General features: G+C 70.2%; 25 protein-coding genes. 10 read left to right on the top strand and 15 right to left on the bottom strand.

Features of this window, described 5'->3' with window-relative positions:
- Positions 1-3 precede the first annotated feature (3 nt).
- Entirely contained in the window at positions 4-1,218 is a 1,215-nt protein-coding gene (locus tag ACLQ2Q_RS06580; protein ID WP_425819223.1) for an ROK family protein, read from the top strand.
- Positions 1,219-1,226: 8 nt separating this feature from the next.
- Here ACLQ2Q_RS06580 and ACLQ2Q_RS06575 read toward each other — a convergent pair whose 3' ends face one another.
- Positions 1,227-1,775, bottom strand: coding sequence for a DUF1992 domain-containing protein (locus ACLQ2Q_RS06575; protein WP_425819947.1), 549 nt, complete (start codon positions 1,773-1,775; stop codon positions 1,227-1,229).
- A 214-nt stretch (positions 1,776-1,989) separates the two neighbouring features.
- Positions 1,990-3,183 (bottom strand): MalY/PatB family protein, encoded by a 1,194-nt coding sequence (locus ACLQ2Q_RS06570; protein WP_425819221.1) that lies wholly within the window; start codon positions 3,181-3,183, stop codon positions 1,990-1,992.
- Between the two features lie 181 nt (positions 3,184-3,364).
- Between ACLQ2Q_RS06570 and ACLQ2Q_RS06565 the strand changes: the two genes are divergently transcribed.
- The gene (locus tag ACLQ2Q_RS06565; protein WP_425819219.1) at positions 3,365-4,750 is read left to right on the top strand and encodes an MFS transporter; all 1,386 of its coding nucleotides are present in this window, start codon (positions 3,365-3,367) and stop codon (positions 4,748-4,750) included.
- Positions 4,751-4,878: 128 nt separating this feature from the next.
- Here the strand turns inward: ACLQ2Q_RS06565 and ACLQ2Q_RS06560 are convergent, their stop codons facing one another.
- Together ACLQ2Q_RS06560 and ACLQ2Q_RS06555 are read right to left on the bottom strand one after the other, a co-directional pair.
- Complete coding sequence (locus ACLQ2Q_RS06560; protein WP_425819217.1) at positions 4,879-6,540, bottom strand: alpha-amylase family protein; 1,662 nt, start codon at positions 6,538-6,540, stop codon at positions 4,879-4,881.
- The gene (locus ACLQ2Q_RS06555; protein WP_425819215.1) at positions 6,537-7,505 is read right to left on the bottom strand and encodes a TIGR03885 family FMN-dependent LLM class oxidoreductase; all 969 of its coding nucleotides are present in this window, start codon (positions 7,503-7,505) and stop codon (positions 6,537-6,539) included. Before ACLQ2Q_RS06555 ends, ACLQ2Q_RS06560 begins: the two co-directional genes overlap by 4 nt.
- A 167-nt stretch (positions 7,506-7,672) precedes the next feature.
- Between ACLQ2Q_RS06555 and ACLQ2Q_RS06550 the strand changes: the two genes are divergently transcribed.
- The 6 genes from ACLQ2Q_RS06550 to ACLQ2Q_RS06525 all read left to right on the top strand — a co-directional run bounded on the left by ACLQ2Q_RS06550 (position 7,673) and on the right by ACLQ2Q_RS06525 (position 12,492).
- Positions 7,673-8,275 carry a flavodoxin family protein gene (locus ACLQ2Q_RS06550; RefSeq protein ID WP_425819213.1) on the top strand — a complete coding sequence of 201 codons (603 nt, stop codon included), beginning with the start codon at positions 7,673-7,675 and terminating at the stop codon, positions 8,273-8,275.
- Positions 8,276-8,406: 131 nt separating this feature from the next.
- Positions 8,407-9,357, top strand: coding sequence for a manganese catalase family protein (locus ACLQ2Q_RS06545; RefSeq protein ID WP_425819211.1), 951 nt, complete (start codon positions 8,407-8,409; stop codon positions 9,355-9,357).
- A 208-nt stretch (positions 9,358-9,565) separates the two neighbouring features.
- Complete coding sequence (locus tag ACLQ2Q_RS06540) at positions 9,566-10,249, top strand: hypothetical protein (protein ID WP_425819209.1); 684 nt, start codon at positions 9,566-9,568, stop codon at positions 10,247-10,249.
- Positions 10,227-10,643, top strand: coding sequence for a phage holin family protein (locus tag ACLQ2Q_RS06535; RefSeq protein WP_425819207.1), 417 nt, complete (start codon positions 10,227-10,229; stop codon positions 10,641-10,643). The genes ACLQ2Q_RS06540 and ACLQ2Q_RS06535 overlap by 23 nt, the downstream gene beginning before the upstream one ends.
- On the top strand, positions 10,640-11,242 hold the full coding sequence (locus ACLQ2Q_RS06530) for a DUF3618 domain-containing protein (protein WP_425819205.1): 603 nt from the start codon (positions 10,640-10,642) through the stop codon (positions 11,240-11,242). The genes ACLQ2Q_RS06535 and ACLQ2Q_RS06530 overlap by 4 nt, the downstream gene beginning before the upstream one ends.
- Positions 11,243-11,313: 71 nt before the next feature.
- Positions 11,314-12,492, top strand: a complete 1,179-nt coding sequence (locus tag ACLQ2Q_RS06525; protein WP_425819203.1) for a YihY/virulence factor BrkB family protein — start codon at positions 11,314-11,316, stop codon at positions 12,490-12,492.
- On the opposite strand, the gene ACLQ2Q_RS06520 is transcribed toward ACLQ2Q_RS06525, so the two are convergent.
- The 8 genes from ACLQ2Q_RS06520 to ACLQ2Q_RS06485 all read right to left on the bottom strand — a co-directional run bounded on the left by ACLQ2Q_RS06520 (position 12,483) and on the right by ACLQ2Q_RS06485 (position 17,562).
- The gene (locus ACLQ2Q_RS06520) at positions 12,483-13,292 is read right to left on the bottom strand and encodes a glycosyltransferase family 2 protein (protein ID WP_425819201.1); all 810 of its coding nucleotides are present in this window, start codon (positions 13,290-13,292) and stop codon (positions 12,483-12,485) included. The two genes, ACLQ2Q_RS06525 and ACLQ2Q_RS06520, sit on opposite strands and share 10 nt — an antisense overlap.
- Positions 13,289-13,525, bottom strand: a complete 237-nt coding sequence (locus ACLQ2Q_RS06515; protein WP_425819199.1) for a CDGSH iron-sulfur domain-containing protein — start codon at positions 13,523-13,525, stop codon at positions 13,289-13,291. The genes ACLQ2Q_RS06520 and ACLQ2Q_RS06515 overlap by 4 nt, the downstream gene beginning before the upstream one ends.
- Entirely contained in the window at positions 13,522-14,487 is a 966-nt protein-coding gene (locus ACLQ2Q_RS06510) for a glycosyltransferase (RefSeq protein WP_425819197.1), read from the bottom strand. Before ACLQ2Q_RS06510 ends, ACLQ2Q_RS06515 begins: the two co-directional genes overlap by 4 nt.
- On the bottom strand, positions 14,484-15,566 hold the full coding sequence (locus ACLQ2Q_RS06505; RefSeq protein ID WP_425819195.1) for an iron-containing redox enzyme family protein: 1,083 nt from the start codon (positions 15,564-15,566) through the stop codon (positions 14,484-14,486). Before ACLQ2Q_RS06505 ends, ACLQ2Q_RS06510 begins: the two co-directional genes overlap by 4 nt.
- Positions 15,563-15,865 carry a hypothetical protein gene (locus tag ACLQ2Q_RS06500; protein ID WP_425819193.1) on the bottom strand — a complete coding sequence of 101 codons (303 nt, stop codon included), beginning with the start codon at positions 15,863-15,865 and terminating at the stop codon, positions 15,563-15,565. The genes ACLQ2Q_RS06505 and ACLQ2Q_RS06500 overlap by 4 nt, the downstream gene beginning before the upstream one ends.
- Before the next feature lie 46 nt (positions 15,866-15,911).
- The gene (locus ACLQ2Q_RS06495) at positions 15,912-16,130 is read right to left on the bottom strand and encodes a hypothetical protein (protein WP_425819191.1); all 219 of its coding nucleotides are present in this window, start codon (positions 16,128-16,130) and stop codon (positions 15,912-15,914) included.
- A 76-nt stretch (positions 16,131-16,206) separates the two neighbouring features.
- Entirely contained in the window at positions 16,207-16,377 is a 171-nt protein-coding gene (locus tag ACLQ2Q_RS06490; RefSeq protein WP_425819189.1) for a hypothetical protein, read from the bottom strand.
- 222 nt (positions 16,378-16,599) lie between these two features.
- Positions 16,600-17,562 carry a TIGR03557 family F420-dependent LLM class oxidoreductase gene (locus ACLQ2Q_RS06485; protein ID WP_425819187.1) on the bottom strand — a complete coding sequence of 321 codons (963 nt, stop codon included), beginning with the start codon at positions 17,560-17,562 and terminating at the stop codon, positions 16,600-16,602.
- Between the two features lie 130 nt (positions 17,563-17,692).
- Here ACLQ2Q_RS06485 and ACLQ2Q_RS06480 point away from each other — a divergent pair, with 130 nt between their 5' ends.
- Both ACLQ2Q_RS06480 and ACLQ2Q_RS06475 read left to right on the top strand, forming a co-directional pair.
- Complete coding sequence (locus ACLQ2Q_RS06480; RefSeq protein WP_425819185.1) at positions 17,693-18,499, top strand: siderophore-interacting protein; 807 nt, start codon at positions 17,693-17,695, stop codon at positions 18,497-18,499.
- A gap of 63 nt (positions 18,500-18,562) precedes the next feature.
- Complete coding sequence (locus tag ACLQ2Q_RS06475) at positions 18,563-20,332, top strand: glycoside hydrolase family 35 protein (RefSeq protein ID WP_425819183.1); 1,770 nt, start codon at positions 18,563-18,565, stop codon at positions 20,330-20,332.
- A gap of 159 nt (positions 20,333-20,491) precedes the next feature.
- On the opposite strand, the gene ACLQ2Q_RS06470 is transcribed toward ACLQ2Q_RS06475, so the two are convergent.
- From ACLQ2Q_RS06470 to ACLQ2Q_RS06460, 3 genes are read right to left on the bottom strand one after another with little or no spacing between them, the layout of a single operon-like run.
- Entirely contained in the window at positions 20,492-21,445 is a 954-nt protein-coding gene (locus ACLQ2Q_RS06470; RefSeq protein ID WP_425819181.1) for a hypothetical protein, read from the bottom strand.
- Between the two features lies 1 nt (position 21,446).
- A complete protein-coding gene (locus ACLQ2Q_RS06465) occupies positions 21,447-22,115 on the bottom strand; it encodes a response regulator transcription factor (protein ID WP_425819179.1) in 669 nt (222 codons plus the stop codon).
- Complete coding sequence (locus tag ACLQ2Q_RS06460; RefSeq protein WP_425819177.1) at positions 22,103-23,365, bottom strand: histidine kinase; 1,263 nt, start codon at positions 23,363-23,365, stop codon at positions 22,103-22,105. Before ACLQ2Q_RS06460 ends, ACLQ2Q_RS06465 begins: the two co-directional genes overlap by 13 nt.
- Positions 23,366-23,664 lie beyond the last annotated feature (299 nt).

Genomic DNA, 23,664 nt, shown 5'->3' with positions numbered 1-23,664 from the left:
CCCTTGTCCAGCCCGACTGCTCCTGCTTCTCTGCGCCGCGCCAGCCTCGACGCGGTGCTCGCGTACGCCTGGGATATCGGCGTCTTCACGGCGAGCGAAGCGATGTCGGCAGTGGGGCTCACACGCTCCACGACGATCGCCGTGCTCGATGAGCTCGCCGAACTGGGGCTGCTGCGCGAACTGCCCAATGCCCGCGCCGGCGGCCAGTACCAGAAGGGCCGGCCGGCGCGGCGCTTCGAGCTCCGTGCGGATGCCGCGGTCGTCGTCGGCATCGATGCCGGCCGCCTGCACATCACGACATCCGTGGCGGATCTGCGCGGCGCGGAGCTCGCACGGCATCACGTGGAACTCGACGAGGGGCGCGATGCTCCCGATGAGCGCCGCGCAGCCGCCGAGAGGGCGGTGGATGCCGCGCTCGACGCGGCGGCACGCCCTCGGGAGGACGTGCTGGCCATCTGCATCGGCGTGCCGGCCCCCGTGGACCGCGAGGGGAAGTCACCGCCCCACCGCGCAGGATTCTGGCTGCGGATGAACCCCGACTTCGCCGAGCTGTTCGGCGCATGGGTTCCGATCGTCCGGGTCGAGAACGACGCGTCTCTCGCGGCGGTCGCGGAGGGGTCGGTCGGCGCAGCGGTCGGATGCCGCGACTACGTGACGCTGCTCGCCGGTGAGCGCCTCGGCGCCGGGGTCGTCGTGGACGGCACCCTTCTGCGCGGTGCACACGGCGGCGTCGGCGAGATGGTGGCCTTCGACCACGTGATCGGCGTCGAGGGAGCCTGGGGGCTGGGCTACCGAGCCGCCCAGTGGGCACGCGAAGCCGCGGCCGCCGGCGAGCTGTCGCCCGGAAGCCCTCTTGCTCGCCTCGACCCCGCCGAGCTGGACGGCCGCGCCGTGCTGCTGGCCGCACGTGCGGGCGATCCTGACGCCCAGCGCATCGTCGATCGGGTGAGCGCGATGCTCGGTGTCGTCGCCGGGATGTTCGGCAGCCTGTTCGATCCCCGCAGGGTCGTGGTCTCCGGAGCGATCTCGGAGGGAGCGGCCGAAGTGGTGGCGGCCGCGAGCGTGTCGCTTCCAGGCGAGCTCGACCTTCCGGCGCCGGAGCTCGTCGCCTCGCAGCTCGGCGGCGACGTCGTGTGCATCGGCGCGGTGGCGGCCGCGCTGGAGGTGGCCCGCGCCGGCGTGCTCGACCTCGCTCAGGGGCTGCGCCCTGCGGTCTGACCCGCGCTTCAGCCGGGGCGGCGGATGCGGAGCCGCCAGCGGCGCTGAGGCGGTGCCTCGCGTGCGTCCTGCTCCGCGGCGCGGCGCGCCGCCGCATCCTGTCGCTCCGACCACTGCGCGACGCGTTCGTCGACGTCCACGGTCGGCGTGACCACCGGCGGCCCGCCCAGCAGCTGCCGCCGCGCCTCGATGACGCGGCGGTTGAAGTCCTCGAGGTACTCCCGCACGTCGCTCTCGCGACGGAGGGCATCGAGCCGCTGGTCCAGTTCGGCGAACTCGGTGCGAAGGGTGAGGGCCGGCGGCCCGAGACCCGTGAGGCGCTCCCGCTCGATCTTGCGGCGGATCCACCAGTCCGGATCGTGGGTCGCGCCGAGCCCGGGGATCGGCTTTCCCGCACCGGGAAGATCCTTGAACTCTCCACGCCGGATCGCCTGTTCGATCGCGACCTCGACGATGGCGGCGCGCTCCTCGTTCGTGAAGCCGCGCGCGGATGCCTCGCCGTCCGCCTCCGGCTCTTCGCCGCGCTCGCGCGCCTCCTTCTCGAGGCGGTATCGCATCGCGGCATCCCTGCTGTCCTGCGCCACGGTTCCCTCCACGCGTCCCTTCGAGGTTAATCGATGGCGCGAGAACGGGCTCCGATTGGTGTCGCGATCGGGTCGCTTCCGCTCGCGCTGCACTTATCGTCGCGCGCGCCGATAAGTGACTACGCGCAAGGCAGATAGTGCAGCGCGAACGAGCCGGCCCGGCCGCGCACCGCGAACCACCCGGCGCTCAGCGGCGGAGCGCGTCGCCCATGGAACGGATCGCCTCTTCGAGAAGCGGCCTCGGCATCGCGAAGACGAGGCGGACGAACCCCTCGGCGCCCGCGCCGCACAGCGCTCCGTCGGTGAGGGCCACCCCGGCGTGCATGCGGAAGAACTCGGCGGGTGAGCCGGGGATGTCGAAGTCGCCGACATCGAGCCACCCGAGGTACGTGGCATCGGGGGCGGTGAAGCGCGCGCCGGGGAGCTCCGAACGCACGAGCGCCTCGAGAGCCTCGCGGCTGGCCTCGAGGTACGCCGTCACGCCGGCGAGCCACTCGCCGCCCGAGGCGTAGGCCGCCGTCGACGCGAGCACCCCCAGCGTGGAGGCCCCGTGCGCGGTGGCGAATCCGAAGCGGCGGTAGCGCTCCTCGTCGGCGTCGTTCGAGGTGATCAGCTGCGCGGCCTTCAGTCCCGGGATGTTCCAGGCCTTCGAGGCGCTCGTGCCGGTCACCGAGTGCGCGGCGGCGGCATCCGACACCGATGCGTACGGAATGTGCCGGCGGCCCCCGAATCGGATCGGGGCGTGGATCTCGTCGGCGAAGACACGGCCGCGGTGCCGCTCGACGATCAGTGAGATGGCCTCCAGCTCGGCGCGCGACAGCATGGTTCCCGTCGGATTATGCGGGTTGCAGAGCACGAGCGTGCGCGCTCCGGCGGCGAATGCGGCATCGATCGCGTCGAGGTCGTGCGCCCAGCGCGCGTCGGTGTGCGTGCCGGGCACCTGCACGACCGGACGCCCGATCGACGGCAGATATGTCAGGAACGGCATGTACGCCGGGGTGGGAACGATCACGGCGGAGCCCTCGGGTGAGAACTCCTCCACCGCCACACGGAGGGCGGCCATGACGTCGCTCACCGGGTGCACGCGGTCGGGATCGACCGTCCAGCCGTACTCGCGCCTCATCCATCCGGCCGTGGCGGCGCCCATCTCGGCGGAGGTCGCCGGCGACAGGTAGCCGAGCGTCTCGTCATCGATCGCGCGATGCAGCGCCTCGGTCACCACCGGCGCGGTGCCGAAGTCCATTTCCGCGACCCACGCACCGATCGTGCCTGGGTGCAGGCTCCACTTGCGGCTGGATGGGCGCTCGAGCTCCGCGCGGCTGCGGCGGTCGAAGGGATGCGTCGCATCGAGCACGCCGCTTCTCACCATGGTCCCCGACATCCGACACCCCCTCGGGCGCACGCCGCACCCTGACCAGGGTGACACGGAGGCCTCGGCCGCCACGAGCCGTGTTACGCCCGGTGTCGCCGCCCCGTGTCGCCGCCTCGGTGTCGCCGCACCGTTTCGCCGCCCGCGCACCGCACTCGCCGGGGGCGCAGTCCCGTGCGCGAAGATGAGGAGGATGTCTCTCCGCTCCCGCACATCCCCGGCCGCCTGGATCGTCGCCGCCGCGATGTTCATGGAGAACCTCGACGCCACCATCCTCGTCACCGCAGCACCGGCCATCGCGGCCGATCTCGGAGTCGCCGCGGAAGACGTCGGCGCGGCGATGACGGTCTACCTCGTCGCCGTGGCCTGCAGCATCCCGCTCTCCGGATGGCTGTCCACCCGCATCGGACCTCGGGTCGTGTTCCTGAGCGCGATCGCCGGCTTCACGGTGTTCTCGGCGCTCTGCGCCATGAGCGACGGACTGCTGGCACTCTGCGTCTTCCGTGCGCTGCAGGGCATCGCGGGCGGGATGATGGTCCCCGTCGGGCGCCTCATCGTGCTGCGATCATCGGCGAAATCCGACCTCATCCGCGCCATCGCGGTCATCACGTGGCCCGCGCTGCTCGCACCCGCCATCGCGCCGGCCGTCGGAGGCCTTATCGTCACCGTGACGACGTGGCACTGGATCTTCCTGATCAACGTTCCGCTCGGCATCCTGGGCCTCGTCCTCGCCTTCGTCTTCGTGCCCAAGACCCGGGAGGAGCCGACGCGGCTCGATGTTCCGGGGCTGCTGCTGACGACCGTCGCCTGCTGCGCCGTGCTGCTCGCCTTCGAGGGCGCGGCGCGACTCGACCTCACCTCGGCGGTGCTGCTGGTCATCGCGGCGCTGTCGCTCGCTGCGCTGCTGCTGTGGCTGCGGCGGACCACGCAGCCGCTGGTCGACCTCGGCATCTTCCGCACCGAGACCTTCCGCACCGGCAACTCCAGCGGGTTCGTGTTCCGCCTCGTGGTGAGCGCGGTGCCGTTCCTGCTCGCCCTCGCGCTGCAGGAAGGCCTCGGCTGGAGCGCCCTGCTGGCGAGCGCTCCCGTCACGGCGCTGTTCCTGGGCAACATCGCGGCGAAGAGCCTCGCGACCGTTCAGCTGCACCGATGGGGCTTCCGCGGTGTGCTGCTCGTCTCGATCGCCGGTTCGCTCGTGCTGCTCGTGGCGCTCGCTCTGCTGGGCGCCGCGTGGCCCATCTGGCTCGTGACCGTGATCGCGTTCGTCAGCGGGTGGTTCCGCTCGACAGGGTTCACCGCGTTCAACACGCTGCAGTTCGCGGATGTCGATGGCGCCGCACTCGCGTCGGCCAACACCGTCTCCTCCGTGCTCGCGCAGCTCGCCCAGGCGGGCGGGATCGCCCTCGCGGCGACGATCGTGCGGATCGTGGCGGATGCGGGCGGCGGCACCGACGCGATGCTGCCGTACAACATCGCCTTCGCCGTCGCTGCGGCCCTGCTGCTCCTGCCGATGGCAGGGGCGCTGCGGCTCAGCCGCGGCGCCGGAGCGCACGTCACCGCTCGACGCACCAAGCGCTGAGCCCCGTCACCTCGGAGCGAGGGTCGCCGGAGCGCGCCCCCGGAGCCGGGATCACCGGACGGGGCGTCAACCGGGCCGGGATCACTGGGCCGGGCGTCACCCGGGCCGGGCGTCAACCGAGCCGGGCGTCACCCGAGCCGGGTGTCACCGGGGCGCGCGACGCGCAGCCAGCGATACCCGTAGGGCGGCAGCTCGATCTCGAAGCGTCTCTTGTCATCCGGGACGAGCGCCTCGGCGCTGAACAGGTCGCGAAGCCGCACGTCATCCGGCTCGTCGTCCAAGACGACCGCGGCCACCGCGGGCACATCCGCGAAGTTGTGCAGGGCGATCATGCGCCCGACATCCGCCCGCAGGCTGTGCACCAGCAGAGCCGGGGCCTCCTGCGGCAGCACCTCGAACTCGCCCCAGCCGATCTCCGGTGACAGCCGGTATCGCGACGCGAGGTGGCGGATGAAGTTCAGCAGCGAGCCGTCGTCGTTGCGCTGGTCGGCGACGTTGACGTGCCGTGGCGCGTAGCCGTCCGCCGGGATGGGCGCGGGGAAGCGCGAGGCGGGGGCGCTGGAGAAGCCGCCCTTGTCATCCGGCGCCCACTGCATGGGCGTGCGCACGGCCAGGCGTCCCTCGATGTCGGCGTTCTCCCCCATCCCGATCTCCTCGCCATAGAAGAGCACGGGCACGCCGGGAAGGGAGAACAGCAGACTGTAGACCATCCGCACGCGCCGGGGGTCGCCGGCGAGCATGGGCGGCAGCCGCCGCGTGATGCCGCGGTCGTAGACGCGCTGCGAGGGATCGGGCGAGAGCGCCTCGAAGACCTCCTGCTTCTGCTTCTCCGTGAGCTTGTCGAGCGTGAGCTCGTCGTGATTGCGCACGAAATTCGCCCACGCCGTCTCGGGCGGGATGACGGGACGCGAGGTGAGCGTGCGGATCAGCGGCGCGGGGTCGGAGCGAACGAGGGAAAGGTACATCGACTGCATCGAAAGAAAATCGAACTGCAGGTCGAGCTCGCCGCCGCGCGAGCCGCCGAAGTACTCCAGCTGCTCCTTGTAGGGCACGTTCACCTCGCCGAGCACGACAGCCTCGCTGCTGCGGCGCTGCAGGAACCTTTTGATGTCGCGCAGGAACTCGTGCGGGTCGCCCATGTCGACGCCTTCCGGCGGCTCGATGAGGAAGGGCACGGCGTCGACGCGGAACCCCGAGACGCCGAGCTGCAGCCAGAACCCGATGACCTTGGCGATCTCGTCGCGCACGCGCGGGTTGGCGATGTTGAGGTCGGGCTGGTGCGAGTAGAAGCTGTGCAGGAAGTACTGTCCGCTCTTCTCGTCGAGCTCCCAGACGCTGCTCTCCTCGCCGGGGAACACCGTCTCCTGCTGCTTCTTCGGCGGCTCGTCACGCCACACGTAGTAGTCGCGGAACGGCGACGTGCGGCTGCGCTTTGCGGAGACGAACCACGGATGCCGGTCGGAGGTGTGGTTCACGACGAGGTCGATGATGACGCGGATGCCGCGGTCACGGGCAGTCCGGAGCACCTCGACCAGCTCGCCGTGGCTGCCGATCCGCGGGTCGATCCCGTAGAAGTCCGTGATGTCGTAGCCGTCATCGCGGTCGGGGGAAGGGAAGAACGGCATCAGCCACAGGCAGGTGACCCCGAGGTCGGCGAGGTAGTCGATGCGGCGGGCCAGGCCGGCGAGGTCGCCGATCCCGTCGCCGTTCTCGTCCAGAAAGGTCTCGATGTCGAGGCAGTAGACGACGGCGGTCTTCCACCACAGGTCGCCCGTGTCGGTGATCTTCACGGCAGCAGCTCCCGGAGTGCCGGGAGCAGCTCGCGCTGCGCGCGCTCGATGAAGGGACCCTGCTCCTTGCCGACGTGATGGAGATAGATGCGATCGAACCCCGCGTCGGCCCGCTCCACGATCTGGGCGGCCAGGTCGCGTGCGTCCGACGCGATGAGCACCGACTTCAGCAGCGTCTCGTCGTCCACGCCCTTGGCCGCGGCATCGAAGTCCTCGGGCTGCTCGACGTCCCAGAGACGAGGGCCCGTGACCGCAGCGTGCCGCCACTGGTCCCGCACGATCGCCAGAGCCGTCTCCCGGTCCTCCGCGAGCGCCACGTGCGTCTGCAGCGCGAGGGGCCCGCGACCTCCCGCCCCCCGGTAGGCGGCCACCACATCCTCGAGCGCCGCCCGGTCCTGCGCGACGGTGACCAGTCCATCGGCCCACCCGGCGACGTGCGCGGCGGTCTCGGAGGCGACCGCGGCCGCGAACAGCGGCGGCGGCTCGGCCGGCCGGCTCCACAGCCGGGCGCGGTGCACGCGCACCGTCCCCTCGTGCGACACCTCTTCGCCGGCGAGGAGCCGGGAGATGACGTCGTGCGATTCGTCGAGGCGGTCGTCACGGAAGCCCTTCGGCGGCCACGGGTCGCCCGTGACGTGCTCGTTCATCGCCTCGCCGCTGCCGAGGCACGCCCAGAATCGCCCGGGGAACATCTCCTCCAGAGTGCCGATCGCCTGTGCCGCGATGACCGGGTGATATCGCTGCCCCGGCGCCGTCACGACGCCGAAAGAGAAGGATGTGCGCGCCAGCGCCGCCCCCAGCCAGCTCCAGGCATAGCCGGATTCGCCCTGGCGAACCCCCCATGGGGCGAGGTGGTCAGAGCACATCGCGCCGTCGAAGCCTGCGGCCTCGGCGTCCTGGACGGCGGTCAGCAGCGCGCTGGGCGGGAGCTGCTCGTGAGAGGCGTGGTATCCGAGAAAGACCATTGATCGAGTCTTGCCCGGGCCGCCACCGCCAGGCAACGCCTTGCACATGGCGAGGGCATCGGGTACGGCGGACCGGCCGGCCCCCGCTGTCAAGGGCTTCCGGCATCCGCGGCGCCGACCGTAGCCTCGGCCTGACCGGACCGCCACGGCCCGACGAGAGGAAACCGATGATCCGCGCGCTCGCACTCAACTGCACCCTCAAGCCCTCCCCCGAATCCTCCAGCACGGAGCTGCTCGCCACGCAGGTGCTGGAAGCCCTTGCCGCTCGAGGTGCCGAGACGGAGCAGCTCAGGGTGCTGGACTACGACGTCCGGCCGGGCACCGAGACCGACATGGGCGACGGGGACGAGTGGCCCCAGGTGCGCGCCAAGATCCTTGCGGCCGACATCCTCGTGTTCGCCACGCCCACCTGGGTCGGCCACCTGTCGAGCGTCGCCGCGCGGGTCATCGAGCGGCTGGACGCCGAGCTCTCCGAGACGGACGAGGAAGGCCGTCCGATCCTCACCGGCAAGGTGGCCGTCACTGTGGTCGTGGGCAACGAGGACGGCGCCCACAAGATCACCGCGGACCTCTACCAGGCCCTCGGAGATGTGGGCTTCAGCATCCCGTCGCAGGGCGGCACGTACTGGAACGGCGAGGCGATGCACACGGTCGACTACAAGGATCTGGACGAGACGCCCGAGGAGACCGCGAGCGCCACCGAGACGCTCGCGCGCAACGCCGTGCACCTCGCGAAGCTGCTGCAGGACAGCCCGTACCCCGCGCCGTGATCCCCTCGCGGCCCCGGCCGGAGGAGGCGAGCGGGCGATTTTAGCGCCCCTTGCCCTCGTCGGTCCAGGGTCCTGGCTGCTTCGCGGAACCGTCGCAGAGTGGGAGACCCAACCCCGAAGACGGAGGCGCCATGTACTTCCACGTGCAGAGACTCATCAACGAGATCGAGCAGGACGAGCCGGACCCCGCAGCCGCGAACGCGCTGCAGGAGGGCCTCGGCGGTCAGTTCGGCGAGATGCGCACCATGATGCAGTACCTGTTCCAGAGCATCAACTTCCGCGGCCCGTCGGCGAAGCCGTACCGCGACCTGATCCAGGGAATCGGCACCGAGGAGATCAGCCACGTCGAGCTGATCGGCACCACGATCTCCCGCCTCCTGGACGGATCGCCGCAGTACAAGGGCAAGCCGACGGACCCGGTCGACGAGCCGGGCGACGGCGGCGCGACGCCGCTGAACATCGCCCTGGATCACAGCAACATCCACCACTATCTGGTGGGCGCGCAGGGCGCCCTGCCGGTGGATGCCGCCGGCAACCCGTGGCTCGGAAGCTACGTGTACAACTCCGGCAACCTGGTGCTCGACCTGCTGTACAACCTGATGCTCGAGTCGACGGGCCGACTGCAGAAGTGCCGCCTCTACGAGATGACGTCGAACAAGACCGCTCGCTCGACGATCTCCTACCTCATCGTGCGCGACCAGGCGCACGAGAACGCCTTCGCCAAGGCGCTGGAGACGCTCGGGGTGAACTGGCGCACCGCGCTGCCCATCCCGAAGACGAACGCCGAGCAGTTCCCCGAGGTGAAGAAGCTCCTCAACCAGGGTCTGCAGAGCAAGCAGTTCTCGTTCGACCTGACCGCGGCATCCGAAGCCGGAAAGATCTTCCAGGGCCTCTCGCCCTCGAAGGACGGCACCCAGCTCGACGCGTCGCAGCAGGCGCCGGAAGGCTTCCCCCTCACGATCTCACCGGAGCGTCCGGAGGAGTTCTCCCCCGGCGCCGACAAGGACCTGCGCCAGCTGATCGAGGCGACGGCGGCGATGGAGATGGCCGACATCGACGCGACTTTCGGGGCGATGAAGTAGCCCCGCAGCACTACCCGCAACACCGCGCGCTCGCGTTTACACAGACGCCTCCCATTTGGCAAGGGGGTTCAACAGATGCGGGGCCGCGCGTATCAATGTCTACTAAATCCCGGTCGAACGGCCGGTAGTCGAAAGGGGCACCATGTCCGAGAGTTATGGATCGGTCTCAGCCACGAGGCCTGAAGAGTCCACTGAGACCCAGAGCACGATGGATGCAGCCAAGCAGGAGGCCGCTGGCGTGAAGGACACCGCCAAGGCGGAAGCCGGTCACGTTGCCGAGACCGCGAAGGATGAGGCGAAGAACGTCGCATCCGAGGCCAAGTACCAGGCGAAGAATCTCTACGCCCAGGCCAAGAACGAGTTGCAGAGCCAGGCGGGCGCGCAGCAGCAGAAGGCGGCATCGGGTCTTCGCTCCGTGGGCGACGAGCTCCGCTCGCTGGCCAACGGCGAGCAGCCTCAGTCAAGCGGCATCGCCACCGACCTCGTGCGCCAGGCATCCGATCGCGTGTCCAGCGCCGCGGCCTGGATCGGCGATCGCGACCCGGCCGAGCTTCTCGACGAGGTCAAGCGATACGCGCGCCGTCGTCCGGGCGTCTTCATCGGCCTCGCCGCCGTCGCGGGTATCGTCGCCGGCCGCCTGGCACGTGCGCTCACCGAGCACAACGCCGACGAGAAGGCCGACCAGGAGCGCATCTCCCAGAGCGCCGGTTACCGCCCGGCCCCTCCCGTCCCGCCGACGTCGTACGCGGGCGTGGCCGGGGAGACCACCTACCCGGTGACGGGCAGCGACGACCTGGCGGAGACGCCGCTGTACGCGGAGCGCTCCGCGTCGCTGTCCGGCGGACTCGCAGAGGAGGAGGGCGACGGCTATGTCCGACGTGACTCCCTCTGAGGCCAAGGCGGCGAATTCGTCGCTCGGGGAGCTCCTCGCCGAGGTGACCCGCGACCTCTCGACGCTCATGCGTCAGGAGATCGCGCTGGCCAGGGCTGAGCTCACCCAGTCGGCCAAGAAGGCGGGTAAGGGCGCGGGCTTCCTCGGCGGTGCCGGCTATGCCGGTCACCTGACCGTGCTGTTCCTCTCGATCGCCGCGTGGTGGGGACTCGGCTACGCGCTCGACAACAACGCCTGGTCGGCCGTGATCGTCGCGATCGTCTGGGGCATCATCGCCGCCATTCTGTTCGTCGTCGGCCGCAAGAAGTTGAAGGAAGTCCAGGGTGCACCGCAGACCGTCGACACCCTCAAGGAAATACCGGAAGCATTCCAGAGAAATGAGGAGAACCGATGAGCACTACCGATTCACCGGAACAGATCCGCGCCGAGATCGAGGCCACGCGCAGTGAGCTGGGATCGAACGTCGACGCCCTGGCCGACAAGGTGACGCCGTCGAAGATCGTCGACCGCCAGAAGGGCAAGGTCAAGGAGGCCATCGGCAACGTGCGCACCCGCATCATGGGTGCCGCCGATGACGTCCGCTACAGCGCCGGCTCGAGCCTGCAGGACGCCGGTTCCGGCCTCTCCGACGCGAAGGACCGTGTCGTCGACGCGAAGGACCGCGTCGTCGCCAAGGCGGAGGGCAACCCGCTCGCCGTCGGGCTGATCGCGTTCGGCGTCGGCCTGGTGGTGGCATCCCTCATTCCTGCGTCCGAGCGCGAGAAGGACGTCGCCGGCAACGTGCAGGACAGCGCGCAGCCCCTCGTCGACAAGGCGAAGGACGCCGCGCGCGAGGTCGGCGAGCACCTGAAGGAGCCCGCCCAGCAGGCTGCCGCCGCCGTGAAGGACACGGCGACGGATGCCGCGCAGAACGTCAAGGCCGAGACTCAGGGCGCCGCCCAGGAGGTCAAGGGCCAGGCTCAGCAGGCCAAAGAGAACGTCCAGCAGAGCTGACCGAACGACACACTCATCGGCGGGGGGACCGGGAAACCGGCCCCCCGCCTTTCTTCCCCTCAGGTGATGCCATGACCAACGACACTTCCACCCGCTCGAACGACGACGACACCCGAGACGCTCCTCACCCCGAGGATCCGAGAAAGCCCGATTCGCCGGATGACCTCCACAAGCGGTCGTGGAAGTACATCCTGGGAAAGACCATCCGGGAGTTCAGCTCCGACCAGTGCACCGACATCGCGGCGGCGCTGACCTACTTCGGTGTGCTGTCGCTCTTCCCGGCGATGATCGCCATCTTCGCGCTGCTCGGTCTGATCGGCCAAGGGAATGACGCAACCGACGCCATCCTGGGCATCGTGAACTCCCTCGCTCCGGGCGAGAGCGCCGACGCCCTGCGCGGGCCGATCGAAGAGCTCTCCAACTCACCGGCCAAGGGCTTCGCGCTCGTCAGCGGTATCGTGCTGGCCATCTGGTCGGCATCCGGCTACGTCGGCGCTTTCAGCCGGGCCATGAACCGCATCTACGAGATTCCCGAGGGCCGCCCGGTCTGGAAGCTGAAGCCCACTCAGCTGCTCGTCACCGTCATCGCCATCGTCCTCGTGGTGGTAGCCGCCGTCCTGCTCGTGGTCTCCGGTCCCGTAGCCGAGGCCGTCGGGAACGCACTGGGTCTCGGTGACACCGCGACGACCATCTGGAACATCGTCAAGTGGCCCGTGCTCGCCCTGGTCGTCGTGCTGATCATCGCGATCCTCTACTACTTCACGCCGAACGTGAAGCAGCCGAAGTTCCGCTGGCTGAGTCTCGGCTCCGTGCTGGCCATCGTGCTGATCCTGGTGTCGACGCTGCTGTTCGGGCTGTACGTCACCAACTTCTCGAATTACGACCGCACGTACGGGTCGATGGCAGGTGTGATCATCTTCCTGCTCTGGCTGTGGATCGTGAACATCGCGCTTCTGTTCGGCGCGGAGTTCGACGCCGAGATGGAGCGGGGTCGCCAACTGCAGGCGGGCATCGCCGCCGAGGAGACGATCCAGCTGCCTCCTCGCGACACCAAGAAGATCGACAAGGCGGAGGAGAAGGAGCAGAAGGACATCGAGGAGGGCCGGCGCATCCGGACGGAGGCCGCTGCCGACGGCGCGAACGACGGCAGCCCCGACGGCGGCGAGAACGAGGACCGCGACAAGAACGCGACAGCGGTGCCCGCCGACTCCGATGGCAAGCGCACCGGCCGCCGGTCGGATCAGCGCTGAGTGAAGGGCCGGGCGAGCGGAGGCGTCTCCGCTCGCCCGCCCGCGTTCTCATGTTCGCGCCGACGCGAACGCACCCACCGTCTGGGCGGGAACTCGTGCGGCCAGTGCACAGTGACGGTGTGAAATCCCCGCCGCACTCGAAGCAGGTACGACGACGGATCGGTCAGCGGCCGCATCGAGATCGTCATGTCCAGCTCCCGGTCGAGGCCGATCCGGTGATCCCGGCCGAGGTGATACGCGAGGTCCAGGTCGTCGTGCACGAGGATGTCGTGCCGGTGCACCTCGGCTGAGACGGCCTCCCACGCGGAGCGGCGCATCGCGAAGTTTGAGCCGAACAGCGGCGCGTGCCCGAGCGTGGGCGTCAGCACGGCGAAGTAGGACCCGAGGTACACCGCCGACAGCACAGAGCGCAGCACCCGCGGGCCCTCGGCGAAACGCGCCCCGCCCGTCACCGCGGCGAGGTCGGCGTCACGGGCGAAGTCCTGGGCGATCCGCTCCAGCCATCCCTCGCCCGGCAGGCAGTCGGCATCCAGTCTCGCGATGATCTCTCCACGGGCCGCGTCGTAGCCGGCGGCGCTGGCCGCGGGGATGCCGCCGCCCTCCTGCCGCACGACGCGGGCGCCCATCCCTTCGGCCACGAGGGCGCTGGAGTCGCTGGAGTCGTTGTCGACCACGATGATCTCGTCCGCGGCGCGCGTCTGCCGGCCGAGTGCCCGAAGGCACTCCCGCAGCTGCTGTGCGTCGTCCTTCACCGGGATCACGACGGAGATGGATGCGGTGGCCGCGGTCGCCTCGCTCATCGTTCGTGCTCCCCCGTGGTGAAGCCGATCGCCTTGTGCGTGCCGTCGCACCACGGCTTGATGGCCGACACCCCGCAGCGGCAGAGGGCCATCGTGCGGCGGCGCCGCTCGACCGGGTCGCCGTGCTCGTCGATCAGGGTGACGTGCCCGCGGACGATCAGGGGCCCGTTCGGATAGGGGGTGATGGTGGGCCCCGGTTCCGACCGGCGGTGCGGGTGTTCCGCGTGGGTCATGCCGACCTCCTTCGAAGAGAACGGATCGAGGATGCCGCGCGGAAGATGCGTGTGTCACGGTAGCGCACTCCTCCGCGCAACCGGCATCCGAGTGCGATCCAGATGGCGAGGGCGCGCTCCAGCAGCCACACGGGTGCCCACAGCGCCGCGGTCCCGTCGAACACCGCGGCACCGCCGTCGCGTCGCCGTCCGACTTCGGCCAGGCCGATCGCGGCGGCGGCCCCGGCCGCGACGACGCCCGGGCGACGGGCGGACAGCGCCCAGCCGAGGGCCGGGAGGATTGCGAGGTGCAATGCGAGGCGCGCGGGTTGCGCGAAGTCGTCGTAGGCCTGCCGCACGCGCTGATTCCAGAACTGCGCCGGCGTCGGGGGCAGACGCACCACGAAGACGTCGGAGGCGACATCCACCCGTCCGCCGTGCGCGAGCACCGTGCGCTCGAGCTCCAGGTTCTCGAACAGCACGTCGCCGTCATAGCCGCCGCGCGCCAGCACGAACGAGCGCCGAACGCCCAGCGTGCCGGAGTAGTCGCCGCCCCAAACCCGGTTCAGCAGTGTGCGGCCGGTGTCCCAGCGGGCGTGCCAGCGGGAAGGGCGGAAGACGTTCTGGGGACGGACGAGGTCGGCGTCACCGAGCCTGTGCAGCACCGCGGCGATCGTCGCCGCGTCGTAGCGCACATCGTCGTCGGCGATCACGACGCGATCATGGCGCGCCGCCTGGATGCCGGTCATCACGCCGCGCGCCTTGCCGTTCGCCCCGGGCCACGCAGCCGGGGCCAGGTGCCGCACCGCGGCGGGAAACGCGGCGCGGTGGCGCTCGAACAGATCCGCCCGCGAGCCGTCGACCACGGTGACGTCGAGGAGCACGACCAGCTCGGCCAGGTATCCGGTGAGCTCGGGCAGGTCGGCGTCTTCGTCCCAGCGCAGCGGAAGCACGTATTCGGCGCTGTGCTGCGGCGATCTCACGTGGTGGCTCCCCCTGCCTCGGGAACGGGCTGCCGCAGAGACGAGTCCCCCCTGCGCCACGCGTCGAGGATGTGCTCGCCGACCCACCCGTCCACCGCCAGGCAGGCCGCCGCCCCGAAGACGATGTCGGGCAGCAGCACCGGTTCGTCCTCGGCCAGCGCCCCGGCCAGGTCGCGCCCGGCGATCTGCTCGTGCACCGCATCGGCTTCCACGTGCTCGTCGAAGTACTCCGTCGCGTCCACGTCGAACCCGTGGCGCCGGAAGCCGTCGCCGTAGAACCTGTTCGGGATCGACGAGGTCATCTCGAACGCGGCGAGGTGCCCGACGATCGCTCCCCGCAGCCGGCGGTTCAGCCCGAACATCGACATCATGTTCAGTGACGCGAGGGTGACCGCGGGAACGGCGTCGACGTAGGCGCCGTAGGTGTCATCGAGCGCGAGCGCGCGCATGGTCTGGGCGAAGATCGCCGAGTGCATCCGGCTCGGAACCCCACCGCCGTACTCGTCGGACTGTATCTCGACGAGTGCCGCCTTCGCGCGGCCGGTCAGCCGGGGGATCGCCCACGAGTGCGGATCCGCCTCGCGCAGGGTGTAGATGCTGCGCTGGATCAGCAGCTCCCGCAGCTGCTCGCTGGTGGCGGATTTCGCGATGAAGCGGGCGAGGCTCGGGCCGCCCTGCGCGCCCGTCAGGGTGAAGAGGAACCGGGCGACCGCGTCGACGGAGGGATCCGGCAGCGCCGGCGATGGCACCTCGGCGCGCAGCTGTGCCTCGAACGCGCGCTCGAGCACCGCCCGTGTGCGGATCAGTCCCGGGTGCCACTCCCAGTCACCGCCGAACTGATCGAACGATCCGTAGTGCAGGCCGTAGAGGGTGAGCAGCGTCACCTGGATGTCGCCATCGCGCGCGACGTCGGATGCACGCGCGACGGCATCCAGAGCCAGCTCCATCAGGTCGCTGGGCCCTGGGGTGTCCGCGGAGGCGCCCAGCACGGCATGCAGCTCTCGGCTCAGAGGACCCCGAGGCCCGTAGGGAAGGAAGACGTGGCTGGATCGGGATGGCGTGGGCGTGAACACGCTCACGCGATCGCCTTTCTCGCGCGCGGGGGGAAGTGATGGATCGGGATCGGTCGCGTCGAGCGGTCCGAGTCGGCGTGCTCGATGACCGCGTCGGCCGCGTCCAGCGCATCGTTCAGCGTGTCGAAACGACGGGAGGCGTGGCACTCCCGGAACCAGATCACCTCGATGTGCCGATCCACCCTCTCGAAGAACGCGACCAGCCGCCGTGCATCGTCTTCCGGTACCGACGCGTCGCACACGCGCCAGCCGGTCTCACCGATGAACGTCAGTTCGATCCGCCGGTACATCGTGTCGCCCGCCATTGGACTCACTCCTTCTCGTGTCGTGCAGAAACGGTACGGTGCGGGCTCAATCGTCCGCTTCGATCTGGCTGGCGACGAACCGCCGATCCCGATCGCTGAGGACCATGCCGGCCGGCACGTCTTCGCCGGTCGCCCTCTGGATCTCCGCGATCACGCGGTACTCGAGAGGGCGGTCGCCTGCACGCAGAATGGCGTGCCGGCTGCCGATGGTCAGGTACGGCCACCACTTCTCGATCGGCGGCAGCGCCGCCCGGGTGTCGGTCACGCCCGCTCACCTTCCTGTCGTTGCGGAGCCGACGCTAGCGCCGGCCCCTCTGTGTTCCCCCCGTACTGCTGTGCGCTCACTCGTGCCGAGCGGCCGGCCGGACGTTTCCGCGCCGCGGCACCGATGCCGCGAAGTCGGTCGTGGTGTCGCGCGAGTCTTCGCCGTCGCGCTGCCGGCGGTCGCCCTGCCCGGGGTGCTCCAGCGTCCGCTGCCCACGTGGGTTCGGATCCCGGTAGTCCACCGCCATGTCCTCACCTCCTCGTGCATGTCCGAAATCGGTTCATGACCAACAGCGGGTCATGTCCATTCAAGAGGTTGCCTCGGAATCGGGCACAGGTGAGAGGGGCTTGACGGTCCGCGCACTTCGGGCTAGTGAATCCGCGGTCCTGCCCCTGAACTGCCGGGTAGATTACGCCGACGGGTTCGCCGGCGTCAAGCGTCCTCGGAAGGGGGTGCCGGATTTCTCGGGCTAGCGCGTCAGCGAGTGCAGCCCGTCACGCAACTCGTCGGCGAAGAACCGCAGGAAGGCGTCGGGGTCCGGCCCGACGTTCTGCATCACGAGGTGGTCGAATCCCGCATCGACGTACGGCTGGGCCGCCTGCAGGTGCTTGGCGACGTCCGGCCCGCACGCGAACGCCTCCTGCACGTCCTCCGGGCGCACGGTCTGCGTCGCGGCGTCGAAGTTCACCGGATTCGGAAGCTCGCTCATGACCTTCCAGCCGGTGAGCGCGAACCGTCCGGTCTCGAGCGCGGAGTCGATCGCGGACTGCTCGTCCACGGCGTACGACAGCGGGACCTCGGCGAACGCCGGGCCCGCCTTGCCGCTCGAGCGGAATGCCGGGACCAGCTCCGGATCCGGCTCGACGGCGAAGATGCCGTCGCCCAGCTCCTGTGCCAGACGAACGGATGCCGGCCCGCTGACGGCGACGCAGATCTCGGGCAGCCGGTCGGGCAGGTCGAACACGCGCGCGTCGTCGAGCTGCAGGTGCGTGCCCTCGAAGGACTGGTACCCGCCCTGCCAGAGCAGCCGGATGATCTGCAGGGCCTCGGTGAGGCGCTCGTGGCGCTTGCTCACCGACGGGAACTCCTGGCCGGTGATGTGCTCGTTCAACCGCTCGCCGGAACCGACGCCCAGGGTGAATCGATTCTCGGAGACGATCTGGAGGGTCGCGGCCATCTGCGCCACGATCGCCGGGTGGTAGCGGAACGACGGGCAGGTGACCCCGGTGACGAGGCCGATCGTCGAGGTCTTCGCCGCGATCATCCCCATCAGCACCCAGGTGTTCGCGCTGTGCTGCTGGCTCGAGAGCCAGGGGTGGAAGTGGTCGCTCATCTCGACGAAGTCGAATCCGGCGCGCTCGGCGGCGACCGCCTGACGCACGATCTCTGTGGGCCCGAAGCCCTCTGTCGACAGCTTGTATCCGATCTGCATGGCGCGAACGTAACAAGTGGCATGGGGTGGCCGAAGCCCCTTGACAAGCCCTCGGCCGCAGAAGCGCGGGACCGCCGACCCGCCGCACGCGCATAGGGTCGAAGGAGGACCCGAAGCTCGGAGGACAGACGTGAGCATCCGATTGACCGTGACGGCGACCACCTGGGTGACGCCGGTGGTGAGGCGCGTGCACTTCCGCTCCGACGACCTCTCGGCCTTCGCCGGCAGCGTCCAGACCGACCGCTACGTCAAGATCGTGTTCCCCAAGCCCGGCGTCGAGTACCCGGAACCGCTCGACATCCGCTCCCTTCGCGGCACCCTCCCGCCCGAGCACATGCCGGACGTGCGCACGTACACCGCGATCTTCCCCGACCTGGATGCAGGGACCGTCGCCATCGACTTCGTCCTGCACGGGGATGAGGGGGTGGCCGGCCCGTGGGCCGCCCGCGCGCAGCCGGGCGACACGCTGCTGGTCAACGGTCCCGGTGGCGGGTACCGGCCCGACCCGGAAGCGGACTGGCACCTGCTCGTGGGAGACGAGTCGGCGATGCCCGCGATCACCGCCGCCCTCGACGTGCTCGATCCCTCAGCGACGGCGCGCGTCGTGCTGCTGGTCGACCGGCCGGGGTACGAACCGGTGCTGCCGCTGCCCGCGAACGGGACCGTGACGCACGTCTACCGCAGCGACGTCGTGGGCGACGAGACCGAAGGACTCCTCGTGCGCGCGCTGCGCGCGATGGAGTGGCCGGACGGACGCGTGCACGCGTTCGTGCACGGCGAGGCGCAGGAGACCATGCACGGCCTCCGCCCCCTCCTGCTGAAGGAGCACGGACTCGCGCGCGACCAGGTCTCCGTGTCGGGATACTGGCGGCGCGGCCGCACGGAGGACGGCTTCCGGGCCTGGAAGTCCGAGCTGGCACAGGCCGAGGCCTCCTGAGCCGACCACCCCGCTCGCTAGCCTGGGACAGCGCCGGGCGCGCACGCCGAGAACGGAGACCCCATGGCCCGATTCACCATCGGAGAGCACGACTTCCTGCTCGACGGAGCGCCGTACCGAGTGCTGTCGGGGGCGATCCACTACTTCCGCGTGCACCCGGATCAGTGGGCGGATCGCATCCGCACCGCGCGGCTGCTGGGGCTCAACACGATCGAGACCTACGTAGCCTGGAACGCCCACTCCCCGGTGCGCGGCGAGTGGGACACGAGCGGCGGCCTGGACCTGGGCCGCTTCCTCGACGCGGTGGCTGCCGAGGGGATGAACGCCATCGTGCGCCCCGGACCCTACATCTGCGCGGAGTGGCACAACGGCGGGCTGCCGGTGTGGCTCACCTCGATGCCGGGGGCCCGGCTGCGCAGCTCCGAGCCGACGTACCTTGCCGAGGTCACCGAGTTCCTGCGCAACGTGTACGCGATCGTCGCCCCGCGGCAGATCGACCGCGGCGGCAATGTCATCCTCGTCCAGATCGAGAACGAGTACGGCGCATACGGCTCCGACAAGGCGTACCTCGCCGAACTGGTCCGCCTGACGCGCGAGCTCGGCGTGACGGTTCCGCTGACGACGGTCGACCAGCCGCAGCCCCAGATGCTGCGCGATGGAAGCCTCCCCGGACTGCACATGACCGGCTCGTTCGGCGCGCGTGCGACCGAGCGCCTGGCCACCCTGCGTGAGCACCAGCCGACCGGCCCGTTGATGTGCTCGGAGTTCTGGGACGGCTGGTTCGACTGGTGGGGCGGCGTGCATCACACGACGGATGTCGCGTCCGCCGCGCAGGAGCTCGACACTCTGCTGGCGGCCGGGGCATCCATCAACATCTACATGGTGCACGGCGGCACCAATTTCGCTCTCACGAACGGCGCGAACGACAAGGGCCGCTACCTGCCGATCGTGACCTCGTACGACTACGACGCACCCATCGATGAGGCCGGTCACCCGACCGAGAAGTTCTTCGCGTTCCGCGACGTGATCGCGAAATACGCGCCGGTGCCCGACGAGCTGCCGCCGTTGGCCGAGCCGGCGCCCACCCCGTCGGCACCGCTGGCGATCGTCTCGGAGTGGCTGGGCGAGGTCGCGCCCGGAACTTCTTCATCGGACGTTCCGCTCTCCTTCGAGGGGCTCGGTCACCTCGGTGCGCTGGTGCGGTACGACGCGGCGCTGGACGCCGGCGCGTTCGGAGATGGCCCCACGGCGTTGCTGGAGTTCGAGGAGGTGCGCGACATCGCGTGGATTTTCGTCGACGATGCGCCCGTCGGGCGCCTGTCGCGCGGGCTGCACGAGCGCACCCTCGCCGTGCCTCGCGGATCGGCGCTGACGGTGCTGGTCGAGGAGCAGGGGCGCGTCAACTACGCGCACCGACTCGGCGAAGAGAAGGGTCTGATCGGGGCGGTGACCCTCGGCGGGTCGCTGCTCGGCGGGTGGACCGCGACCCCCATCGACCTCGATGAGCTGGCGCGCCGCACGGTTTCCCCGGCGACCCCCGGCGGCGGCGGAGAAGGTCCGGCGGCCGGCCCGGTGTCTCTGCGCGGGACCTTCGCGCTCGAGCGACCGTCGGACCTCTTCCTCGATACGGATGCCTGGGGCAAGGGCTTCGCGTTCGTGAACGGATTCTTCCTCGGCCGTTACTGGCGGAACGGCCCCCAGCGGTCGCTGTACGTTCCGGGGCCCGTGACGCGCGCGGGTGAGAACGACGTCGTCGTGATCGAGCTCGAGGGAATCCGCGAAGCGACGGCCCGGTTCGTGGCCGAGCCGCTGCTCGGCGACCGGGAGGAATAGCCGGCGGCATCCGCTCGGCACTCGCCTTCGCTGCCGGCTCTGCTGCGTGACGCTGCTGCTCTTGCGCGTGACACTTGCGTCCGCGCCGGGCTTGCTGCTGATCCAGCACGCCGCGACGCAGCGGCTCTCGGAGTGCGTCTCGACGTGGTGAGGACGGATTCAGCGGGCGCGGAGCCAGACGCTTCCCGCCGAGATGGAGACGTCGACGGCGTTCTCCGCGGAGGTCGAGCTCTCGAGGTCGTTGCGGACGTTGCCCGCGGACTCGCTGACGCTGACGTCGTAGTCGTCGTCCGGCAGGGTGAGCTCCAGGCTCCCGGCGCTCACGTCGATCGTCGTCTCTGTGGGGGCACTGCCCGTCAGCTCGGCGACCATCGCTCCGGCGCTGATCCGGATGTCGGCGGTTCGCACGTCGGCGATGTCCAGCTCGGCTCGGCCCGCGGAGACCTCGGCCGAGAGCGTCTCGGCGGCACCGTCCAGCCGGAGGTCGCCGGCCGCTACGTCGAGCTCCAGCTCGCCGAAGCCGCCCGCAGTCGTGAGCTTTCCGGCGGCAAGCTCGAGGTGCGCGTCGAGGTCGCCGTCCAGCTCCTGCGGCAGCGTGAGGGTCGCCGTCGTGGGGCCGCTCATCCAGCCTCCGAACCACCAGCCGTCGAACCAGCCGCGGTCAGGTGAGGCGACCACGAGCGTGCCGCCTTGGCGTTCGAAGGTCCAGTCGCCGCGGCCGGGGCCGCTCGTGACGTTCAGCACGGCCTCGTCGACGTCGGCGAAGGAGATGTCCAGCGTGCCGGCGGTCGCCTCGACGCCGAGCTCATCGATGCCTTCGACGTCGAGCGCCCGGGTGACCGTCTCGGTGCTGCCGGAGCCGACGGTGGCGGCGGCCGCGCCGCCGATGGTGACGACCGCGACGAGGCCGCCGAGTGCGGCCGTCAGGATCGCGATGATGCGCCCCGCGGACGGGCCGGATGACGGCGGCACAGAGGTGGACGGGTTCGCGACCGGCACTGCAGCGGACGGTGCGGCGGGCGGTGCGGCGGGCGGTGCGGCGGGCGGCCCTCCTGCCGGCGGAACCGGGGGCAGCGGCGGCCTTGGGGGCGGGGTGAGGTCGTTGGATGACATGTCAAGCTCCTGTCTGCGGCGATCCGCCATGTTCGAGGTGGGCGAGGGCAGCGAGCACCCGCCGGTTCCCGGAGTCGTCCTGCTCGAGGCCGAGCTTTTGGAAGACCGCGGTGATGTGCTTTTCGACGCTGCCCTCGCTGAGGTGCAGGGTGCGGGCGATCGCCTGGTTGGACTTGCCCTCCGCGAGGAGGGCGAGAACGGTCGACTCGCGGGCGGTCAGCCGCTGCATCCGCTCGTCCACCTGTCGACGGCCCAAGAGCTGGGCGACGACCTCGGGGTCGAGCACGGTGCCTCCGGCCGCGATCTGGGCGACGGACTCGAGGAATTCGGTGACGTCGGCCACGCGGTCCTTCAGCAGGTAGCCGAGCGCGCCTCCGCGCCCGCCGATCAGATCGGCGGCGTAGCGCTCCTCGACGTACTGCGAGAGCACCAGCACCGGCAGGTGCGGGTTCGCGGCACGCAGGCGGAGGGCGGCGCGGATGCCCTCGTCGGTGAAGGTCGGCGGCAGCCGCACGTCGAGGATGCAGAGCTCGGGGGCGCCCTGCGCCACGGCGTCATCGAGGGTGGTCGCGTCGGGGATCGCCGCGACCACCTCGTGGCCGGCATCCTCGAGCAGCCGCACCATTCCCTCGCGCAGCAGGACGGAGTCCTCGCAGATCAGGATGCGCACGGGACGCTCACCTCCACCTGGGTCGGTCCGCCCACGGGGCTGTCGAGTCGGAAGGTGCCGCCGGCGGCGATCACCCGGTTCGAGATGCCGTCTAGCCCGCCGCCGGGGGTGAGATGTGCGCCTCCGATGCCGTCGTCCTCGACGCGGGCCCAGAGTGCACCCCCTTCGCGCTCCCGGAGAAGCACCCGGCATTCCGAGGCTCGGGAGTGCTTGGCGGCGTTCGTCAACGACTCCGCGATCACGAAGTAGACGGCGGCTTCCGATACGGCGCTGCACCTGCGGGTGAGGCGGACGTCGAGCTGGACGGGGATGTGGGACCGAGCGGCGAGGGCCGACAGGGCGGCGTCGAGTCCGCGGTCATCCAGCACCGAGGCGTGGATGCCGCGGGCCAGTTGGCGCAGCTCGGTGATCGCCGCCTTCGTCGAGGTGTGGGCCTCGGAGATGAGCGCCTTTGCCGCGTCGGGGTCGTCGTCGACCTTCTGCTGGGCGAGGCCCAGTGTCATTCCGACGGAGACGAGGCGGGGCTGGATGCCGTCGTGCAGGTCGCGCTCGATGCGGGTGCGCTCCACTTCGGCCGCTCGCACCGCGCCGGCGCGCTGCGCGCTGGACGCCTGCGCCGCCTCGGCGTAGTGCTGCTCTCGGGAGGGGATCATCACGGCTCGCGAGATGAGGCCGTGCAGGAGGGCGAGCCCGACGATGGCGGCCAGGGCGAGGAAGGCGGTCGTGACTCCGCCGACGGGGGCCCAGGCGACCGGAAGGGAGAGGTCGGTGCGGCCGAGCGACACGGCCGGGGTGCTGGCGTAGAGCGGGGCGAAGGCGGCTACCAGGCCGGCCGCGGCCAGGGCGAGGGCGGCGAGGGCGATGAGGCCGAGCACCGTGGAGATGATGATGTTGGCGAGAGCGCGCCAGGAGTTCGGGTCTATGAATTGCAGCCAGATGGTGTGGAGGAATCCGGCGAACCCGGTGCGGTGGCTGCGCCGCAGGCGTCGTGGGGGCAGGTCGACGCCGTAGAGTCCCCCGACGCGCGCGGTCTCGAGCCAGCTGAGGCCGAACAGGGCGTAGGCGAAGGCGATGAGTCCGAGGAGGCCGATGCCGAACACGAGCAGGAGGGGGATGGAGGCGGCGAGAAGCGTGAAGAGTGCCCCGAGGACGAGTGGTCCCACCCAGCCGAGCGCGAAGAGGTGCGCCACGGCTCCGGCCAGTGGCAGCGGTCGTGCGATCGGGACGCGCTGCGGCAGCGTTGTTGTCATGGCTCCACGGTAGGTCGCGGGGCTCCTGCGCGCTCCCGAGGGATCCGGAAAGTTTCTTTCGGGTTTTCCCCCGTGGGTTAGCCCCCGGTGAGCCGCCGCGTCCGGACTCCCTACATCTCCTCCCGAAGCCGCGGCCCGCGCCCCGGGTTGCCCTTCCAATCCCCATTCGGGAGGAGATCCCGAGTCGGGAGGATGGTGCGGGCTGTTCCGGTCCTCCCGAACCCGGATCTCCTCCCGAGGCCGCGGTTTCGGCCTGGGGCAGCCCGCCGAGCCCCGGCTCACTCCACCGTGAGCCCCCC

The organism is Microbacterium sp. DT81.1, from assembly GCF_049844955.1.
In the GTDB taxonomy this organism is placed as follows: Bacteria; Actinomycetota; Actinomycetes; order Actinomycetales; family Microbacteriaceae; genus Microbacterium.
Note: the sequence above shows the minus strand (reverse complement) of the source record. Positions and strands in the feature narration are given on the sequence as shown.

Coding starts and splice junctions, on each gene's coding strand:
- ACLQ2Q_RS06565 (WP_425819219.1), top strand. CDS start 3,365: ATGTCTCTCCGCTCCCGCACATCCCCGGCCGCCTGGATCGTCGCCGCC.
- ACLQ2Q_RS06535 (WP_425819207.1), top strand. CDS start 10,227: ATGTCCGACGTGACTCCCTCTGAGGCCAAGGCGGCGAATTCGTCGCTC.
- ACLQ2Q_RS06515 (WP_425819199.1), bottom strand. CDS start 13,525: ATGACCCACGCGGAACACCCGCACCGCCGGTCGGAACCGGGGCCCACC.
- ACLQ2Q_RS06485 (WP_425819187.1), bottom strand. CDS start 17,562: ATGCAGATCGGATACAAGCTGTCGACAGAGGGCTTCGGGCCCACAGAG.
- ACLQ2Q_RS06575 (WP_425819947.1), bottom strand. CDS start 1,775: ATGCGATACCGCCTCGAGAAGGAGGCGCGCGAGCGCGGCGAAGAGCCG.
- ACLQ2Q_RS06545 (WP_425819211.1), top strand. CDS start 8,407: ATGTACTTCCACGTGCAGAGACTCATCAACGAGATCGAGCAGGACGAG.
- ACLQ2Q_RS06520 (WP_425819201.1), bottom strand. CDS start 13,292: ATGAGCGAGGCGACCGCGGCCACCGCATCCATCTCCGTCGTGATCCCG.
- ACLQ2Q_RS06490 (WP_425819189.1), bottom strand. CDS start 16,377: ATGGCGGTGGACTACCGGGATCCGAACCCACGTGGGCAGCGGACGCTG.
- ACLQ2Q_RS06470 (WP_425819181.1), bottom strand. CDS start 21,445: ATGTCATCCAACGACCTCACCCCGCCCCCAAGGCCGCCGCTGCCCCCG.
- ACLQ2Q_RS06525 (WP_425819203.1), top strand. CDS start 11,314: ATGACCAACGACACTTCCACCCGCTCGAACGACGACGACACCCGAGAC.
- ACLQ2Q_RS06540 (WP_425819209.1), top strand. CDS start 9,566: ATGGATGCAGCCAAGCAGGAGGCCGCTGGCGTGAAGGACACCGCCAAG.
- ACLQ2Q_RS06550 (WP_425819213.1), top strand. CDS start 7,673: ATGATCCGCGCGCTCGCACTCAACTGCACCCTCAAGCCCTCCCCCGAA.
- ACLQ2Q_RS06530 (WP_425819205.1), top strand. CDS start 10,640: ATGAGCACTACCGATTCACCGGAACAGATCCGCGCCGAGATCGAGGCC.
- ACLQ2Q_RS06460 (WP_425819177.1), bottom strand. CDS start 23,365: ATGACAACAACGCTGCCGCAGCGCGTCCCGATCGCACGACCGCTGCCA.
- ACLQ2Q_RS06555 (WP_425819215.1), bottom strand. CDS start 7,505: ATGGTCTTTCTCGGATACCACGCCTCTCACGAGCAGCTCCCGCCCAGC.
- ACLQ2Q_RS06500 (WP_425819193.1), bottom strand. CDS start 15,865: ATGGCGGGCGACACGATGTACCGGCGGATCGAACTGACGTTCATCGGT.
- ACLQ2Q_RS06570 (WP_425819221.1), bottom strand. CDS start 3,183: ATGTCGGGGACCATGGTGAGAAGCGGCGTGCTCGATGCGACGCATCCC.
- ACLQ2Q_RS06475 (WP_425819183.1), top strand. CDS start 18,563: ATGGCCCGATTCACCATCGGAGAGCACGACTTCCTGCTCGACGGAGCG.